Source organism: Lentzea sp. NPDC059081 (assembly GCF_042738015.1).
Lineage (GTDB): Bacteria > Actinomycetota > Actinomycetes > Mycobacteriales > Pseudonocardiaceae > Lentzea.
On record NZ_JBHYGW010000051.1, the window covers coordinates 1 to 15,124 of the forward strand.

Sequence of the window (15,124 nt, forward strand, 5' to 3'; positions counted from 1 at the left end):
ACCACAACTACGTGCCCGAGCCGAACTGACCTGCGGTTTCGCGTTTGGGAGCGGATGGGAACCGATGGGCACGAATTTGACCGAAAGAGGCTAGGAGCCGCTGGTCAGCTTGCGTCCTCTTCGGACTTTTTGGGGGCGGATGGGAACGGATGGGAATCGGACGCTGTCCCACGCCCTGTCCCACGCCCCAGGCCTCGCCCTCGTACCACTCGAAGCCGCGGACGGTCTGCGACACCAGCGCCCTCGGCAGGGCGAGCGAGCGCAGCACGCATGCGGTCACCTGTGCGTTTCGTTCGCTGCACGTATTCCTGCGTGATCTTGATGTCCGAGTGACCCATGACGTCTGCGAGCTCGAACGCGTTCAGCCCGCCCTCGGCTCCTCGCGTGGCGAAACCACGCCTCAAGGTGTACGGCGATTTCATTGGCCTGCCTAGCTTCTGAGCCTTGGTCCGGAGGTGGTAGGCCAACGTGTTCTGATTCATCGGGCGATTCCGCACGGTAAGGAATACGAGCGCGCCTCGACACTCTGTGCCGTCCGAGTGGGGGATGCCGCAACCGACGGTCAGGTTCCGACCAGCAGTACGTCGCTCGTAGATTTCCCATGCCTTGTCCGTCGCAGGAACGAACCTGGCGTCCTTGTCTTTGGGGTAGCCCCGGATCACCTTCTTGCGTTGCACATAGACGTCGGTGATCCAGAACCCCCGAGCTTCCTGATCAGCCTGGGTCGCGTGCATGCCAGCCAACTCGTTCGGCCGCAGGCCTGTTTCCATCCCGAAGTCAACGGCGTCCCGGAAGTCTGCCCGCAACGCCCCGCCGAGCTTCTCGGCGTCGGTGGTCGTCATGTAGGGCTTGGCTCGCTTGGGGCGCTTGGGAAGTTCGATGCTCACGCATGGTGAGGCGTCGAGCACCTCGGCCTTGACGGCAGCCTTGATCGACACGTTGAACACACTGTAGATCCGATGGACGTAGCCGGGCGATGGCGGCGCGGTCTTCCTCTTGGAGCGCCGAAACTTGCCGGCCTTCAGATCGTCGACCCAGTCCTGCACCTCGCTCTGGGCGATCTCGTTCAACGCCTTCTCGCCCCACTGGGGCCGCAGGTAGTTGTCGACGATGTTGGCCTCGGTCATCGGCGTGTCACTGTCGAAGTGACGCTTCTCCCGTAGAAGGTCCCACCACGCACCCCACGTCGTCGTCGGCGGCAGCGTTCCTGCTTTCGCTGCGGCCTTGCGGCGCTCCTTGACCTCAGCATCCTGCGCGGCAGCCTTGGCCTCCGACTTCAGCGCGTGTGTGCCAGGTACCCGCTTCTTCTTCTTGTTTGCATCCGTATATATCCCTCTCCATCTTCCTGACGGCAGCTTCTCGGCCGACGCCATACCCTCACCTCTTTCTCAGTCGACGGAGGATAGGTTTCCCTTACCTTTACTCGCCGATCTCAGAGTGAGCGCTTCACGTTGAACCGCCCTCTGTTCGGCGAGAGCTTTCTCTACGCGCGTGATGCGTTCGTGGGTGTGCACATGTGCCCACGTTCCCCACCCAGCGCCGCAAGCCGAAAGGGTCAAAACGAAAACAGCGAACTCGCGACGCTCATGGTCGAGAATGACGACGCGCAGCGCCAAAAACACGAGTGCAACCGATGCAATCAGGCAGAAGAAGAAGAGCCAATGCTTCGGTGTCATCGTGATCATTACACGCCTCCCCAGCGATGAGTTGGCAGCAATTTATTGCGGCCACGTATCACCAATCGATAGGTAAGGCGTGCGCGGTTACATGGAATGCAGCAGCGAAATCAAAGATCGCCCAGATGGAGCACAAATATCACGTAACACTCATGAGGCGTCACTGGCCGTGTCCTCTCCGGCGCCAGCCCGCTCGCGCATGGCAATCGCTCGCGTCATGAACTCGTCCGCCTCGTCCTTGCTCAGCACCTCCTCGACGACGCTTCGCATCCGAACCAGCTCCTGAGGCGACGCCGCCAAGATCCGTTCGCGGGCCTCAAGGATCTCGTCAGCCGCAGGCGTGCGTGCGCGACCGAGTGGCGTCGCTCTGCGGCCGGCGAGCACGTCAAGCACCGAGCCCGACTCCCAGTCCAGCGCCTGCTCAATCGCCCGCCGGGTCCTCGTTGGGATGTTTCGCTTCCCTCGCCGGGCGGCACGCAGCGTCTCGTAGGTGATGCCGCCACGGTCAGCGACCTCACGCCACTCAAGTTCGAGCTCAAGCCGGCGCTCGTCCATCGCGTCGTCTAGTCGGCGACGCGCTTCGTCGTCGATCTCGCTGCCCATGTGGACCCTCCCCGTACCACAGCGGTACCGACGCAGACTAACGCAGAGCATCACAGATGGCCACAGAACAGAAACAGTTCGTGGTCGTTTGGAAAGAGTCTGCGTCCAGTCTGCGTCGAACTGTTGTGTTCTGCGTTGCTCTGTGTCTAATCTGCGTCGCATGGCACTCTCGTACCGGCTCAAGGACGGCGTCGTTCATCAGCGCCGCATCGCGAAGGGCTTGACCCTCCGCGCCCTCGCCGACGCGTGCGAAAAGGCAGGTCAGCGGGTAAGTGACTCGCAGCTGTCGAAGATCGAGCGAGGCAAGTACAGCCCTCGCCCGGCAGCACTCAAGGCCCTCGTCGACGTCCTCGGCCTCGACCTCGAGGTCGACGCCCAGTTTGAGTCGAGCACAGCATGAGCGCAGAGCAGACGCAGTGGCTGACGGTAAAGCAGGTCGCCGAGCGCAGCCAGCGACACCCCAAGACGGTCGAGCGCGCTCTGCGTTCCTACCGGCAGTCACAGGGACGCAGAGGCCTGCGCGGAGCGCAGACAAATGGCGCACACAGCTGCTGGCGGGTCCGTCCCGAGGACGTCGACCGGTGGTGCGCCGGTGAACCGCCCTTGAGCCCGCGACGACTGCACGTCGCCTAGCCCCCTCAACGAAGTAGGGCCGCCCGCGCGCCCTGGCCGGCGCGATCGAACGGCCCCTGACCACAGAGAGCAGGTACCTCTCGTGACCAAGACGATGATCCCAGACGGTCCCGAGCCTGGCGACGACCGCCGGTTCGAGTCGCTGGCCGGCAGCCTCGACGTCCCGTTTGAGCCGCGGCTGGTCGCCTCGGCGTCGACGCCGGCGCTGCCGAAGCGGCCCACGGGCAAGCACCGGACCGGCACGCCTGCGGCCGACCTTCTCGGCGCGTCGCTGGCGGTCCCGACCCGCGCGGACTTGCAGCAGGTGCGGGCCACGGTCGGCGAGCTGCACGCGCTCGTCGACGCGGCGATGAACCTGACGATGGGCGAGACCGCACAGCGCCTGGCGGCCAGTGACGCTGGCGTGCGGGCCGAGCAGGCGACGCTGGCCGCCCGTCGGGTCGCTGCCGGCCACCTGAATGTCGCCGAGCGCGAGGTGCTCGCCGGGGTGCTCAGCGCGTACTCGGCGCTGCCGGCGGACGCGGCGATGCCGACGTCGTTGCTGGCGACGCTGGAAGCCGCGGTGGCGGTGCTGTCCGCGTCGCGGGCGGACCAGGAGCTCGGCGCCGCGACTGACGGTCAGGCCGCCGTGGTGCTGGGCCAGGACGGTGACCGGTGAGCCGGGTCGTGCGCAGCATCGTCCTGCGCAACGTCGAGCGCACCGAGCTGGCCGTGCAGAGCCTCAAGGCCGAGCTCGCCGACCGGTCCGCGTCGATCGACGAGTGGCGCGAGTTGCTGCGCGCCTACCGGGCCCAGGCGCAGGCGGTGTCGTCCGCGGCGACGTTCTACCGCGCGGGCTCGGCGGCACGGAAGTTCGCCGAGATGTCCGCGCGGTTGCTCGAGCAGGAGATCGAGCTGCTGCAGGCGAACTTCGACCGCGCCTACGCGGGAGCGGGTGCGTGATGGCGACCATTCCGAAGTGGCAGCAGCCGCTCGTCGAGCGCGCGGCCGCGGCCGATGAGCAGCTGCGTACGGCGATGCTCACGGCTGGCGGTGGCCAGGGTGCGATGCGGGCCGTGGTGTGGGGGCACCGCGAGCTCGCCGAGATCGCGCACCTGCTGGCCGACCGCCAGACCTCGCCGCTGGTGTCGGAGCTGCTGCGCCACGGTGCTCGCGCGCTGAAGACGCAGGCCGACGGCTACGAGCAGGCCGTCCTGAACTACGCCGACCAGGCCGCCGACGACGAGGCGCCGGTGTGGTCGACGCTGGACTACAGCGACGACGCCGACGAGGTTGACGACGGCCAGGCCCTCGCCGAGGTCGCCACGGCACCGGCCGAGACCAGCGACGATGCTCGGACGAGCGAGCCGACGATGGACTCGTCGCAGGCCTCGCCCGACGATCGATCTGTCGCCCAGGCGATCGCCCTCCACGGGGTCCACAACGACCGGTCGCGGCTGATCGAACGTGGCCGCGCGCTTGGCCTGTCCGAGAGCACGCTGCTGCTGGACATCGAGGACCTTCGTGAGGTCGTCGACAACCTCGACGGTGCCCCAGAAGCCGAGGACGTCGACAAGCCGAGTCTTGCCCAGCGGATCCGCGAGTTCGGCGACCGCGAGCGCGATCAGGCTCGGACCAAGGCCGCGGCGTGGACCGCATGGGCCAACGAGCTCAACCGCCTGATGTTGCGATGGCCCGGCCGGACGCTGGTGCGGGTCATGGACGACTGCGGCGACGTGGGCCAGGTCGAGCTCGGCGTCGACCACCTCGACAACCTCGCCATGACGACGGCGCTGCAGCAGCTGCGCTCCCAGGGCGACGCGCTCGCCGCGGCCTACAGCCGCGCTGCGGACGCCGTCGACACCGCAACCGCGGAGACCCTGCAGGAGCTGTGGGTCAACCGCGGCGGTGAGTCGTGATCGCGGTGGTCCGGCCTGCTGCCGGAACCGAGCAAGCGGCGGCGGTGCTGCGCCGCGCTGGGCGGCTCGTGCGGGCGGTGCTGCTGTTCGCGCTGGATGTGCTGGCGTGCCTCGGATCGATGGTGCAGCCGACGTTCTGGTGCGCCGGTGCGCTCGCGGTGGCGTGGCTGATCGGCATGGAGCTCGGCACGCGCGAGTCGAACCCGGCGTTCGGCGGGTTCGTCACCGGCGCTCTGTCGATGTGCATCGTGCTGTGCCTGCTGCTGTGGGCGGACCGCCGGCACCGGTGGTGGTCACGGTGACCCCGCCGTCCCCGCGCGAGCCCGCCGCCGACCTCGGCGAGGTCCTCGATGACGTCGAGCTGATCGCGCCCTGGGCTCTGCTGCTGTTCGCCGCACTCGCCGGCATCGCCGGGACTGGCGGCCTGCAGCTCGTGATCTTCCCCAGCACGCAGATCGACCTCGTGCTGTTCCTGTCCCAGTTCTGGAAGTGGTGATCCCTTGTCCACAGAACCCATGCCGGTCGTCGAGGTGCCCGACGCCGACGAGCTGATCGACCGCGCGCTGCACGAGCTCGTGATGGACGACATGCCCGACGACCCCGAGTCGGAGGACTACGTCACCCGCGTCTCGGAGTGGAAGAGCGACGTCACCCGGATGCACGACCAGGTGTACGCGCCGCTGATCTCCGCCCTGGCCGACGAGACCCGCGAGGCGCTCGCCCGGCTGCGCGAGGCGATGGTCGCCCGCAACAACCTGACGGGCCGCCTGGCCGACGCCACGACGGAGCTGCAGTCCACACAGGACGAGCTCGCGAAGCTGCAGCTGCGGTTCCGTGGCCTCGGGATGGACCTCGACGGCACCCAGCGGCAGGTCGATCGGCAGCACGAGACGATCCGCGGCTTGCTCGAGCGAGTGCGTGAGCTCGGCGGCACGGTCGACGACGTCACCATGCCCGCCGGGCCCGCGCCGGTCGCTGCCGAGGCCGGCCGATGAGCGCCGGGGACGAGTGGGCGAACGACGCCCCGTCGAAGCCCGGTTGCCCGTTGCTGCCGGCGGCGTCGCTGCTCGCGCTGGCGCTCGTGGCGATCCTCGCTCTGGCGCTGGTGGGTTGCAGGCCGCCGTCGGTGGAGGCGCCGGTCACCGGCTCGCAGCCGACCGTCGCGACGCCGGTCACGGGTCCGCAGCCGCAGCCGCCCGCCACGCCGCGGCCCGCCGCTGTCACTGCGGTGGTGCCGTCCGCTGTGCAGGTGCGGCCATGAGCGCGCCGACGAGCGGGAGCGTGCCCGCGGCCAAGCGGTACAAGCCGTGGCGGCCGACGACGCTGGAGCCGAGCGCGCGCGAGCTGCAGGTGCTGCTCGGCATGTCCCACGGCCAGAGCTACGCCCAGGTCGGGCGGAGCATCGGCATCGCCGAGAACACCGTCCGCACGCACGCGCGACACCTCTACCGCCGCACCGGTGCCCGCGACGCGTCCCACGCGGTCCGGATCGGGTTCGAACGCGGGTGGCTGGTGGCGAGCGCCGAGGTACCCGCGGCGACGTCCGAAGTGGATGGCCGCCCGCTGCAGATCCTGCAGCTGCTCTCGGAAGGCCTGTCCTACCCGCGCCTTGCCACGCGCCTCGGGCTGCGTCACTTCTACGTCAAGGAGCTGTCGAAGAAGCTCTACGCGGCGCTCGGCGTCCACGACCGGACACACGCCGTGCGCCGGGGCTTCGAGCTCGGCCTGCTGCAGCCCAGGGGTGCACGTGCGTAGCCGGCCGCTCGCGGCCACACGTCGCGCCGTGCGGCACCTGTGCGGGCGTCACTCGCTGCAGGTGTCGCTCGGCAGCGCCGTGTCGGGCGAGTGGCTGTGGTCGGTGGACTGCGTGTGCCTGCGCGAGTCCCGGTCATGGGCTCAGGGCAGCGGTGACACCCGCGCCGCTGCCCACGCGGCCGCGCTGGCGGCCGTGCGCGAGGTCGACGAGCTCGCCGCGGTGCGACACGTGTTCGGCGAGCCTGCCGTGCCCATCTGGCGTGAGCCGTCGCTGGCGGTGCAGGCCGGCCAGATCGAGCTGCCCGCGCGCCTGCGCGGCCGCGGGCACGTGCTCGTCGCCGGCCACGCCCGCCGATACGAGGACCTCCACACCGGATGGGCAGCGGTCACCGATGCCGGTTGGCACCAGAGGGGCCAGGTCTTCTTCGACGACTGGTCAGCGCGCAGCCTCGCGGCGCTCGCGATCGGCCGAGGCCTGCTGTTCTACCCGCGCGGCCACCTGGTCGACGTGCTCACCGGCAACCTCGACGCCGCCCACATGACCCGCCGCATCCTCGCCGGTCGCGTGACCAGCTGGCTGGATGCGCCTGGCTGGCTGCCCCGTGAGGCGTTCACCGCGCTGCACAAGGCCGCCCACCGCCACCTGGTCGTGCGCGTGATCGAGGTCAACGACCACGCGCTGCAGCCCATCGCCAACCGGCTCGCTGCCCGCCTTCCCCTCGCCGACCTGTTGCGTCCCAAGGAGGACACGTGAACTGGCTGATCGCTGCGGGCGTCCTCGTGGTCGTCGCCGCGCTGGTGGTGATGGCGGTGCTCGCCGAGCGGCGCCCCGACCCCGCTCCGGAGCGCAACATCAGCGCCGTCGAGCTCCCCGCCGTGCGCGGCGAGCTCGTGCTGCGCGACGTCCAGCACGAGCGCCAGGAGCAGCGCGAGCACGCGCGCACCAACCGCTACCGCAACGACCGAGGAGACCTGCCGTGACCCTCAACCCCGAGCACGTCGCCGAGGCCGCCACGCGGGTGGTCGACGCCGTCACCGCCCGCCTGGACACCGCGCACCACGAGTGGGAGCCCGGCGCGGTGTTCGCCCACGCCGCACTCGCGGAACTCGATCGCGTCCTGGACGAGAACCCCGGCCTGCAGCTCAACCGGGACTTCCTGGCACGGATCGCCGACCGGGTCGCGGCCACGGTGCCGGCCAGCGCCACCAGCGTCCCGGCACAGGAACCGCGCTACGCCACGGTGCTCGTCGCCGACACCCAAGTCCAGGGCAAGAACCTCGTCGACGCCCTGAGCCTGCACCGGCCGACCACGCTCGTCGTGTCCCACCCGGACCAGCTGCGCGGGCGGCTGCTGCCCGAGGACATCGAGGTCATCGACCGCACCTCTGGCATGAACGTGGCCACGCGCCGCGAGATCGACAAGCACCTCGAACTCTGCAAGACGGCGAGCCGCTAGCAGCGGCCAGCACAGCGGCGGCCGGTGCCCTCTTCCCCGAGGCACCGACCGCCGCACACGCATATCCACCGGCGACTGTCCAGAGAGGACACACGCGTGCGCACAACCCCTAGGCCGGTGAACCGATGCCGTGGCTGAGGCTCGACGACGTCGGCTACGACGACCCGCTGGTGCGGGCCGTCGGCAACGCCGCCTACGGCGCTCACACCCGCATGGGCCAGTACGCCCAGGCCCACCGAACGAACGGCTGGGTACCGACCGACAAGGCCCGCGAGATCTGCTCGCGCGCCGAGCTGCGGCAGCTGCTGACCGTCCACATCGGAGACGACGCGACGCTGCTGCACGAGCCCGGCGACTCCTGCAAGTGCCTCGAACAACACGACTGGGACCGCGGCCGCGGCGGCTACTGGCTGCACGACCACCTCGGCCGCAACCCCTCGCGCGCCGAGAACGACGTGCACCGCGCCAAAGCACGCGAGCTCAAGGACAAGCAGCTCCGCTACATCGTCCGCACCCGCGACCGCGACCGCTGCCGCTACTGCGGCAACGCCGTCGTGTGGGCCGACCGACGCTCCCCTCGCGGCGGCGTCCTGGACCACGTCGACCCCACCATCGCCGCCGGCGCCGACAACCTCGTCGTGGCGTGCCGCGGCTGCAACGGCCGCAAGAAGGACTGCACCCCCGAAGCCGCGGGGATGACCCTGCTGCCGGTCCCCGATCAAGATCCAACCAACTCCGGACCTGGCTCCGATCAACCGCAGAACCAAAACGCGGAACCCAGATCGACATCTGATCCACAACTTGATCCACAACCCGTGGACACCGGCCCCCGCGCCTCCCCGCCAAGCACCGGAACAGCCCCAAACGCCGAGGTCTCGCACCCGCACGCGCCCGAAAACGCACCTGAGGACGCCACCACAGGACGAACCCGCGACGCGATGACTGCCGGGACGGGTAGGGGCGGGCAACCGCGGAGATCGGCCCTCGCCGAGGCCGTCGGAAACACCGACCCGGCCGGACGCCGCGAGCAAATCGGACCGGCCACCACCCCGCGCAACGCGCTCAACCCCTCGCCCTACCGCAAGGCCAGCACCGGCAACCCGCACGCACAGGAAGGCCCACCGTGATGACCCGCAGACACCAGCACGACCAGGGCACCTACGAGCTGCTGCAGGAACAGCAACACCTGCTCCGCGTCCCGTGCCCGTCGCCACCCCTCGGCTGCGGCGCCCCGGCCGGCCACGAGTGCGTGAAGCCCTTCCGCCACCCGCCGCGCGCCGAGCACGAGATCCACCGCACCGAGTGCCCGGCCGCGCCGGACGGCTGCGGCGCCGACTTCGACGAGCCGTGCCACGTCCCGCACGGCACGCACCGCACCGGCCCCGGCTGCTGGCGACGCGTCGCGGCCGCCGACGCCGCACACCCCGAAGGCGCGCACCCCGCCCTGCCCGAACCGCCCGCGCCACCGGCACAAGGCCGGCGGCTGCTGCCCGTCGAGCAGGTCCGCCGCGACGTCGCCGACTACCGCGTCCCGTGCGGCTGGTGCCACGCCCCCGTGGTGTGGGCCACCAACCGCAAAGGCACCGACACCCCGGTCGACGCCGAGCCCAGCCCCGACGGGCACCTCGTGCTGTCCGTCGACGACCGCGGCCCGCGCTGCCACCCACTCGAACCCCTGCAGATCCCGGCCGCGCTCGACCACGGCCAACGCCTGCACACACCGCACCGCAAGACCTGCCCCCAGGGCGGCCGCCCCACGTGGTCCCGCGGCGTCCGCCACGGCCACTGACGACAGGAGAAGTCACCGCCATGACGCTCAACGAACTCAAGCCCTACCCGGCCGGCCAGTGCTTCGGCCCGAAGTGCACCGCCCGCGCCCGCGAGAAGGACCAGGCCCTCATCCCTCGGTTCTGCTCCGACCCGTGCCGGCAGCGGTTCGTCGTCGAGCACGCTCTACGCGCGTCGGGCGCGCCGGTCGTCAACCCGCCTGCCGCCGTCATGGAGATCCACGACGGCGAGCGGTGGCGACCGGTGCCAGGGGTCGCGCACGTCGAGCTCGTCACCGCCGACGCCTCGCCGGCCGAAGCCGACGAGCACGTCGTTCACTTCAAGCCGGCGGTTCTGCGTCTGCAGCCAGATCCGGCCGAGGTGCAGGAGCGCGTGCGCGAGCTCGGCGCCGCGCTCGCGCCGGTGCTGCGGCAGATCGGACTCGTGCTGCAGCGCGTCGTCGACGCCGTCCGCCCGGCGGTCGAGCAGCTGCACGCCCTGGCCCGCGAAACTCCGCCGACCGATCCGAGAGCCCGCGCGTTGTGGCTGCAGCAGCGACGCAACACCGGCCCGGCCGCCAAGCCGCAGCGGGCGCCGCGCTCCCTCGGCCCGGCTGCCCGCAGGAGGACCCGGTGAAGTACGTCCGCGTCACCCACGGCCGCGACCCGCTCACCGGTCGCGTGGCCGACGCCGACACCGGCGAGACCGTCGACATGGTCCGCAGCGCCCGCGTCAACCTGTCCGTCGACTCGCTGCCCACCGCGCGCATCGAGGTGTTCGTCGCCGAGGTCGACGTGACCGTCGAGGCCGACCGCGTGCAGTGGTTCGGCCTCGACCGTGTGCCCGTCGAGGCGCTGCAGGCCGAGCTCGCCCGCCGCGAGGCCGAGCACCCGCCCGAGGTGACCGGTTGACCAACCCTCTCGGCTCGACGCAGGCCTGCGCCGTGCACCCGGACGTCGGACGCCGCGCGCTGTCCGGCTACCGGGTGTGCGAGCCGTGCCTGCGCGAGGGCATGACCGGACTCGACGACATCGAGCGCATCGCCTGGACGCTGTGGTCCGACCCCGATTCGCTGCTGCCCCACCGCGGCAGCGACTCCGGCCGCGGCTCGACGAGCCACAAGTCGAGCCCGCCGCTCAACCTCAGCGTGGTCGCCCTGACCGACTGGCGCTCGATCGCGAGCTCGCGCGGCGAACCCGACGACTTCGAGATGGTCGTGCACTACTGGTCGGACAAGATCAGCAGCACCCTCGGCGTGTTCTACCCGACCCCGGCCCGCGGCCAGTGGCCGGCGGTCATGGTGCTGCGCCGGTGGTGGCACTGGGCATGCAAGCAGGACTTCGCGGGCCCGCTCGTCTGGGACATGACCAACGTCGCCACGTTGCTGCGCGACGTCGCCCAGGAGAACCGCGGCAAGGCCAAGCTCGGCCGCTGCCCCGAACGCCTCGGCGGTGAGCGCTGCGGCTTCCTGCTCATGGTCCGGCCCGACGCCGATCACCTCACCTGCCCGCGCTGCGGCACGGGCTGGCCCAAGCTCGGCTGGCGTCGGCTGGCGTTCGCGATCGCCGCGGCGGACGCCGGATGACCGCGCCACGCAAGGCCCTCGCCGACACCGCCGCCGTCGCCGCGCTCTACGACGTCGCGCCCGGCACCGTACGGTCCTGGGCGAGCCGCGAGGACTGGACGCCGTACGGCACACGACGTAACCGCACGTGGGATCTCGACGAGATCGAGGCCAAGCACACCAACCAGGAAGGCACCGACCCATGGCCCGCAAGAACACCCCTCACCGCATCGGGTTCACCGAGGCCGCCTCGATCGACGAGCTGATCGAGGCGCTGCAGGAGCTGCGCGAGAAGGCCGGCGGCGCGGCCAAGCCGAGGGTGCGCACGACGGTCGCGCTCAACGTCGACGGCGGGCACGTCACCAGGATCACCGCCGAGGCGTGACCGCCGCACGCGTGCAGCCTTGACAGCCCACTCGAACACGTGTGCGATCCACGCGACCGCACGACCCGAGGAGCTGACCGTCATGGCCCACGACCCGCACAACGCCCCGCCGCTCTTGGTCACCGACGTGCTGCGCATCGCCCAGGACGTCCTCGGCGACCACGCCGCGAGGCTCGAACGCTACGGCAACCCCGACGAGTCGCCCGAGCTCGCGCGCGCCATCGAGCTGGCCAGGGAGATCATCAAGACACGCGACGGCGTGACGCGCTGATCAGCTCGCTTGCACGTTGATCAGCACGCAACGTATCGTCCGTCACGTTGGTGAAGTGTCTGCATAGGACGCCTGCACCCGAAGCCCCGGTCACGCCCCTCGGCGCCGGGGCTTCCTGCTGTCCGGGGGTGGCACCCGTGCCTCCGAGCATCGTCCTCATCGCGGGCCCGCCGTGCGGCGGCAAGAGCACCTACGCCCTGCAGCACGCCCGCAGCGGCGACGTCGTGCTCGACCGCGACGTGATCGCCCAGCAGCTCGGCAGCGCCCGCACGCACATGCACGACCCCCGGACCGCACGCCTTGCCGAGAAGCGGATGCAAGCCGCGCTCGACGAGCTCCGGCGCTCCGCCTGCGGCGGCACCGTCTACGTGGTGCGGTCACTGCCCGGCGAGCACGCCCGGCGGGACTGGGTGGCCCGCTACAACGCCCGCCTGGTCCTGCTCGACCCCGGCGTCGACGAGTGCCTGCGCCGAGCCCACCGCGACGGCCGGCCCCGCGGCACGGTCTCGGCGATCCGCCAGTGGTACGAGCGCAACGCGGCAGGCTCCCGACGCTGCACGGACTGCGGCGGCCCTGCCACCAGCGTCCGGTGCGGCAGCTGCTGCGAGAAGCTGCGATCGGGCCGGCCATGGCGTCGGCTACAGGAGCAGGTGTTCCTCGAGGAAACCCACTGCTGGATCTGCTCGGCCTGGGTCAACCAGCACCTGCCCGCCGGCCACGCCTGGTCCCGCACGGTGGACCACCGGCACGCACTGCGCGACGGTGGCCCGGCCCTCGACCGCGAGAACTGCAGGCTCGCGCACCGCCGGTGCAACACCAGCCGCACCAACCAGGCCCGAGCCCAGGTCAAGCCCAAGCGGGCGGTGATCGCGGTCGACCCGCGCACCGTCTAACCCATTCGGGGCAGTGTCCACAAGGGATGGTCACACCCCCTCTGACCTGCGGAAACGTCGATCCACATTGCAAGCCTCTGACCTGCGGAAATGCGCCTCGGGTCTTTTTAGGACGGTGGGCAGGGCCACCCCGCGCCCAACCCTCCCCCTTTCTCCCCCCGCCGAAATTTAGGGGGCGAAAATGGCCGACGAACCGGCGTTGCGGCAGCGCAGATATCGCCTGCATAAGCGGGGTGACCACAGCCTTTGCGTGGTCGACCGCTGTCCCGAGGTGACGCCTCCCGTCACGCGTAACACCACGTCTGACCAGGGCGAACGCACCAGCGGGTTGGCGGCCGCGGGCCGCAATCTGTGGTCGCTGATGACCGCCGGGGCGATGCTCGGGCCGATGCAGAAAGTGCTGCTGCTGGAGGCCTGCCGAATCGTCGACCGGCTGGAGAAACTCGACGCCCAGCTGCGCGGCGTCGACCGCGAGTTCCTCACCCTGGAACCGCTCGACGAGGACGACGTCGACCGCACCTACGTGCTGATCGTCGACAAGGCGCTTTCGGAGTCCCGGCAGCAGGCCGCGACGCTCAAGGGTCTGCTCGCCGAGATCCGCCAGGCCGGCCGCACCGGCGTCCGCCCGGCCTCCGGCACCGGCGCTCCCGCGAGGGAGGACGGGCCGAAGGAGGGCAGCCTTGCCGACCTCACCGCCCGCATCCGGGAGCGTGCTCGAACTTCCCAGACCGCGGATTGAGGTAGCCCCGGCCTACGTCGACACGTTCGGCCCCGAGGCCGGCGAGCTGATGAAGCGGGCGGGCAAGCCGCTCGACCCGTGGCAGCAGGACGCGGTCAACCTGCTGCTGGCGTTCGACTCCGCCGGCCAGTGGGTGTGCTTCGAGTACTGCGAGCTCTGCAGCCGCCAGAACGGCAAGGGCGCGATCCTCGAAGCCCGCGCGTTGTTCGGGTTCCTCGTGCTCGGCGAGAACCTGATCCTCTGGTCGGCGCACCAGTACAAGACGGCCAAGGACGCGTTCCGGCGCATGCGCAAGCTGCTGCGCACGCTCGGGACACCGATCAACGACAACCTGGTCCTGGTCGACGGGATCTACATCCGGATCTCGAACACCAACGGCGACGAGGGCTTCGAGCGTCTCGACACCGAGGCCCGGATCAAGTTCATCGCCCGCAGCAAGGACAGCGGCCGCGGCCTGACCGGTGACCTCAACATCGTCGACGAGGCGTACGACTACACCCTGGAACAGCAGGAAGCCCTCGGCCCGACGATGCTCGCGGTGGACAACCCGCAGTTCGTCTACACCAGCTCGCCGCCGTTGAGCTCCGAGACCGGCGACGTCCTGTACGCGCTGCGCGACCGCGCCGAGGCGATGATCGAGCGCGGCGAAGAGGACGCGCTCGGCTACCGCGACTGGGGCATGGAAGGCGACCTCGACCAGCTCGACGACGTCGACTTCGACGACCCGGACAACTACCGGGCCACCAACCCCGCGCTGTGCACGGGCCGCGTGACGATCCCGAAGATCAAGAAGCTGCGGCGGATGCTCGGCACCCGCGGCTTCGCCCGCGAGTGCTTCGGGCTGTGGCCGCGCAAGCGCGAGGGCGGCGGGGCGTTCGACCTGAAGAAGTGGGCCGCGATGCTCGACGAGGAGTCGAGCAGGCGGGGCGACGTCGCGATCGCCGTCGACATCGAGCCTGACCGCGACTACGCGGCGATCGGTCTGGCTGGCGTGCGCGTCGACGAGTTCGAGCACTGGCAGGTGCTGGACTTCCGGGCCGGTGTCGACTGGCTCGTCGAGCGGATCGTCGAGCACCGCGACGTGCTGCGGCCGGTCGCGATCGCGATGGGCAACGGCACGTTCAAGTCGCTGGAGACGGCGTTGAAGGCGGTCGGCATCACGCCACCCAAGGACCGCAAGAAGCCGCATCGCGGTGACCTGATGGTGCTCGACTACCTCGAGATGTCGGCGGCCACCGGCCAGGCGCTCGACGTGGTCAACGAACGCAGGGCGCGCCACGTCGGCCAGGAGGCGCTCGATGACGCGGTGCGCGACACCAAGGTGCGACGCACCACCGACTCGGTCGTGTTCTCCCGCAAGGACAAAGAGTCCCGCAACAGTCCGATCGTGACGGTCGCTGAGGCCCGATACGCGCTCAACGACTGGCTGCCGGTGGTCGTCGAGGCGGACTACGACGTGATGGATTCGATCGGGTGAGAGGGG

At 70.2% G+C, this 15,124-nt stretch carries 25 protein-coding genes; 22 read left to right on the forward strand and 3 right to left on the reverse strand.

From position 1 onward, the window contains the following. Positions 1 to 104 precede the first annotated feature (104 nt). From ACFWV3_RS44485 to ACFWV3_RS44495, 3 genes are all read right to left on the reverse strand, one after another. The gene (locus ACFWV3_RS44485) at positions 105 to 1,373 is read right to left on the reverse strand and encodes a tyrosine-type recombinase/integrase (protein WP_382420196.1); all 1,269 of its coding nucleotides are present in this window, start codon (positions 1,371 to 1,373) and stop codon (positions 105 to 107) included. A 15-nt stretch (positions 1,374 to 1,388) separates the two neighbouring features. Continuing rightward, complete coding sequence (locus ACFWV3_RS44490) at positions 1,389 to 1,685, reverse strand: hypothetical protein (RefSeq protein ID WP_382420198.1); 297 nt, start codon at positions 1,683 to 1,685, stop codon at positions 1,389 to 1,391. Between the two features lie 141 nt (positions 1,686 to 1,826). After that, on the reverse strand, positions 1,827 to 2,279 hold the full coding sequence (locus ACFWV3_RS44495) for a hypothetical protein (protein ID WP_382420200.1): 453 nt from the start codon (positions 2,277 to 2,279) through the stop codon (positions 1,827 to 1,829). A gap of 160 nt (positions 2,280 to 2,439) precedes the next feature. Here ACFWV3_RS44495 and ACFWV3_RS44500 point away from each other — a divergent pair, with 160 nt between their 5' ends. The 22 genes from ACFWV3_RS44500 (at position 2,440) to ACFWV3_RS44605 (ending at position 15,118) form a co-directional block, all read left to right on the forward strand. Beyond that, entirely contained in the window at positions 2,440 to 2,679 is a 240-nt protein-coding gene (locus ACFWV3_RS44500; RefSeq protein ID WP_382420202.1) for a helix-turn-helix domain-containing protein, read from the forward strand. Positions 2,680 to 2,994: 315 nt separating this feature from the next. Then, positions 2,995 to 3,570: a hypothetical protein gene (locus tag ACFWV3_RS44505; RefSeq protein WP_382420204.1), complete on the forward strand. Its 576-nt coding sequence runs from the start codon at positions 2,995 to 2,997 to the stop codon at positions 3,568 to 3,570. Continuing rightward, positions 3,567 to 3,854 (forward strand): hypothetical protein, encoded by a 288-nt coding sequence (locus ACFWV3_RS44510; protein ID WP_382420206.1) that lies wholly within the window; start codon positions 3,567 to 3,569, stop codon positions 3,852 to 3,854. The genes ACFWV3_RS44505 and ACFWV3_RS44510 overlap by 4 nt, the downstream gene beginning before the upstream one ends. Further along, positions 3,851 to 4,810 carry a hypothetical protein gene (locus ACFWV3_RS44515; protein ID WP_382420208.1) on the forward strand — a complete coding sequence of 320 codons (960 nt, stop codon included), beginning with the start codon at positions 3,851 to 3,853 and terminating at the stop codon, positions 4,808 to 4,810. The genes ACFWV3_RS44510 and ACFWV3_RS44515 overlap by 4 nt, the downstream gene beginning before the upstream one ends. Next, positions 4,807 to 5,112: a hypothetical protein gene (locus ACFWV3_RS44520; protein ID WP_382420210.1), complete on the forward strand. Its 306-nt coding sequence runs from the start codon at positions 4,807 to 4,809 to the stop codon at positions 5,110 to 5,112. The genes ACFWV3_RS44515 and ACFWV3_RS44520 overlap by 4 nt, the downstream gene beginning before the upstream one ends. Beyond that, positions 5,109 to 5,306, forward strand: a complete 198-nt coding sequence (locus tag ACFWV3_RS44525) for a hypothetical protein (protein ID WP_382420212.1) — start codon at positions 5,109 to 5,111, stop codon at positions 5,304 to 5,306. The genes ACFWV3_RS44520 and ACFWV3_RS44525 overlap by 4 nt, the downstream gene beginning before the upstream one ends. A gap of 4 nt (positions 5,307 to 5,310) precedes the next feature. Then, positions 5,311 to 5,805: a hypothetical protein gene (locus ACFWV3_RS44530; RefSeq protein WP_382420214.1), complete on the forward strand. Its 495-nt coding sequence runs from the start codon at positions 5,311 to 5,313 to the stop codon at positions 5,803 to 5,805. Further along, positions 5,802 to 6,071 carry a hypothetical protein gene (locus ACFWV3_RS44535; protein WP_382420216.1) on the forward strand — a complete coding sequence of 90 codons (270 nt, stop codon included), beginning with the start codon at positions 5,802 to 5,804 and terminating at the stop codon, positions 6,069 to 6,071. Before ACFWV3_RS44530 ends, ACFWV3_RS44535 begins: the two co-directional genes overlap by 4 nt. Next, complete coding sequence (locus ACFWV3_RS44540) at positions 6,068 to 6,565, forward strand: LuxR C-terminal-related transcriptional regulator (protein WP_382420218.1); 498 nt, start codon at positions 6,068 to 6,070, stop codon at positions 6,563 to 6,565. Before ACFWV3_RS44535 ends, ACFWV3_RS44540 begins: the two co-directional genes overlap by 4 nt. Then, a complete protein-coding gene (locus ACFWV3_RS44545; RefSeq protein ID WP_382420220.1) occupies positions 6,558 to 7,319 on the forward strand; it encodes a hypothetical protein in 762 nt (253 codons plus the stop codon). The genes ACFWV3_RS44540 and ACFWV3_RS44545 overlap by 8 nt, the downstream gene beginning before the upstream one ends. After that, positions 7,316 to 7,546 carry a hypothetical protein gene (locus ACFWV3_RS44550; RefSeq protein WP_382420222.1) on the forward strand — a complete coding sequence of 77 codons (231 nt, stop codon included), beginning with the start codon at positions 7,316 to 7,318 and terminating at the stop codon, positions 7,544 to 7,546. Before ACFWV3_RS44545 ends, ACFWV3_RS44550 begins: the two co-directional genes overlap by 4 nt. Further along, positions 7,543 to 8,022, forward strand: coding sequence for a hypothetical protein (locus ACFWV3_RS44555; protein ID WP_382420224.1), 480 nt, complete (start codon positions 7,543 to 7,545; stop codon positions 8,020 to 8,022). Before ACFWV3_RS44550 ends, ACFWV3_RS44555 begins: the two co-directional genes overlap by 4 nt. Before the next feature lie 125 nt (positions 8,023 to 8,147). Then, on the forward strand, positions 8,148 to 9,149 hold the full coding sequence (locus ACFWV3_RS44560) for a hypothetical protein (protein ID WP_382420228.1): 1,002 nt from the start codon (positions 8,148 to 8,150) through the stop codon (positions 9,147 to 9,149). Beyond that, a complete protein-coding gene (locus ACFWV3_RS44565; RefSeq protein WP_382420230.1) occupies positions 9,149 to 9,811 on the forward strand; it encodes a hypothetical protein in 663 nt (220 codons plus the stop codon). The genes ACFWV3_RS44560 and ACFWV3_RS44565 overlap by 1 nt, the downstream gene beginning before the upstream one ends. Before the next feature lie 20 nt (positions 9,812 to 9,831). After that, positions 9,832 to 10,425: a hypothetical protein gene (locus ACFWV3_RS44570; RefSeq protein WP_382420232.1), complete on the forward strand. Its 594-nt coding sequence runs from the start codon at positions 9,832 to 9,834 to the stop codon at positions 10,423 to 10,425. Next, positions 10,422 to 10,700: a hypothetical protein gene (locus tag ACFWV3_RS44575; RefSeq protein ID WP_382420234.1), complete on the forward strand. Its 279-nt coding sequence runs from the start codon at positions 10,422 to 10,424 to the stop codon at positions 10,698 to 10,700. The genes ACFWV3_RS44570 and ACFWV3_RS44575 overlap by 4 nt, the downstream gene beginning before the upstream one ends. Continuing rightward, entirely contained in the window at positions 10,697 to 11,374 is a 678-nt protein-coding gene (locus ACFWV3_RS44580; RefSeq protein ID WP_382420236.1) for a hypothetical protein, read from the forward strand. The genes ACFWV3_RS44575 and ACFWV3_RS44580 overlap by 4 nt, the downstream gene beginning before the upstream one ends. 181 nt (positions 11,375 to 11,555) lie before the next feature. Further along, positions 11,556 to 11,738 carry a hypothetical protein gene (locus ACFWV3_RS44585; protein WP_382420238.1) on the forward strand — a complete coding sequence of 61 codons (183 nt, stop codon included), beginning with the start codon at positions 11,556 to 11,558 and terminating at the stop codon, positions 11,736 to 11,738. 19 nt (positions 11,739 to 11,757) lie between these two features. Next, positions 11,758 to 12,009, forward strand: coding sequence for a hypothetical protein (locus tag ACFWV3_RS44590; protein WP_382420240.1), 252 nt, complete (start codon positions 11,758 to 11,760; stop codon positions 12,007 to 12,009). Positions 12,010 to 12,146: 137 nt separating this feature from the next. Next, complete coding sequence (locus tag ACFWV3_RS44595) at positions 12,147 to 12,902, forward strand: AAA family ATPase (RefSeq protein WP_382420242.1); 756 nt, start codon at positions 12,147 to 12,149, stop codon at positions 12,900 to 12,902. Positions 12,903 to 13,083: 181 nt separating this feature from the next. Continuing rightward, entirely contained in the window at positions 13,084 to 13,641 is a 558-nt protein-coding gene (locus ACFWV3_RS44600; RefSeq protein ID WP_382420244.1) for a hypothetical protein, read from the forward strand. Further along, positions 13,613 to 15,118, forward strand: a complete 1,506-nt coding sequence (locus tag ACFWV3_RS44605; protein WP_382420246.1) for a hypothetical protein — start codon at positions 13,613 to 13,615, stop codon at positions 15,116 to 15,118. The genes ACFWV3_RS44600 and ACFWV3_RS44605 overlap by 29 nt, the downstream gene beginning before the upstream one ends. Positions 15,119 to 15,124 lie beyond the last annotated feature (6 nt).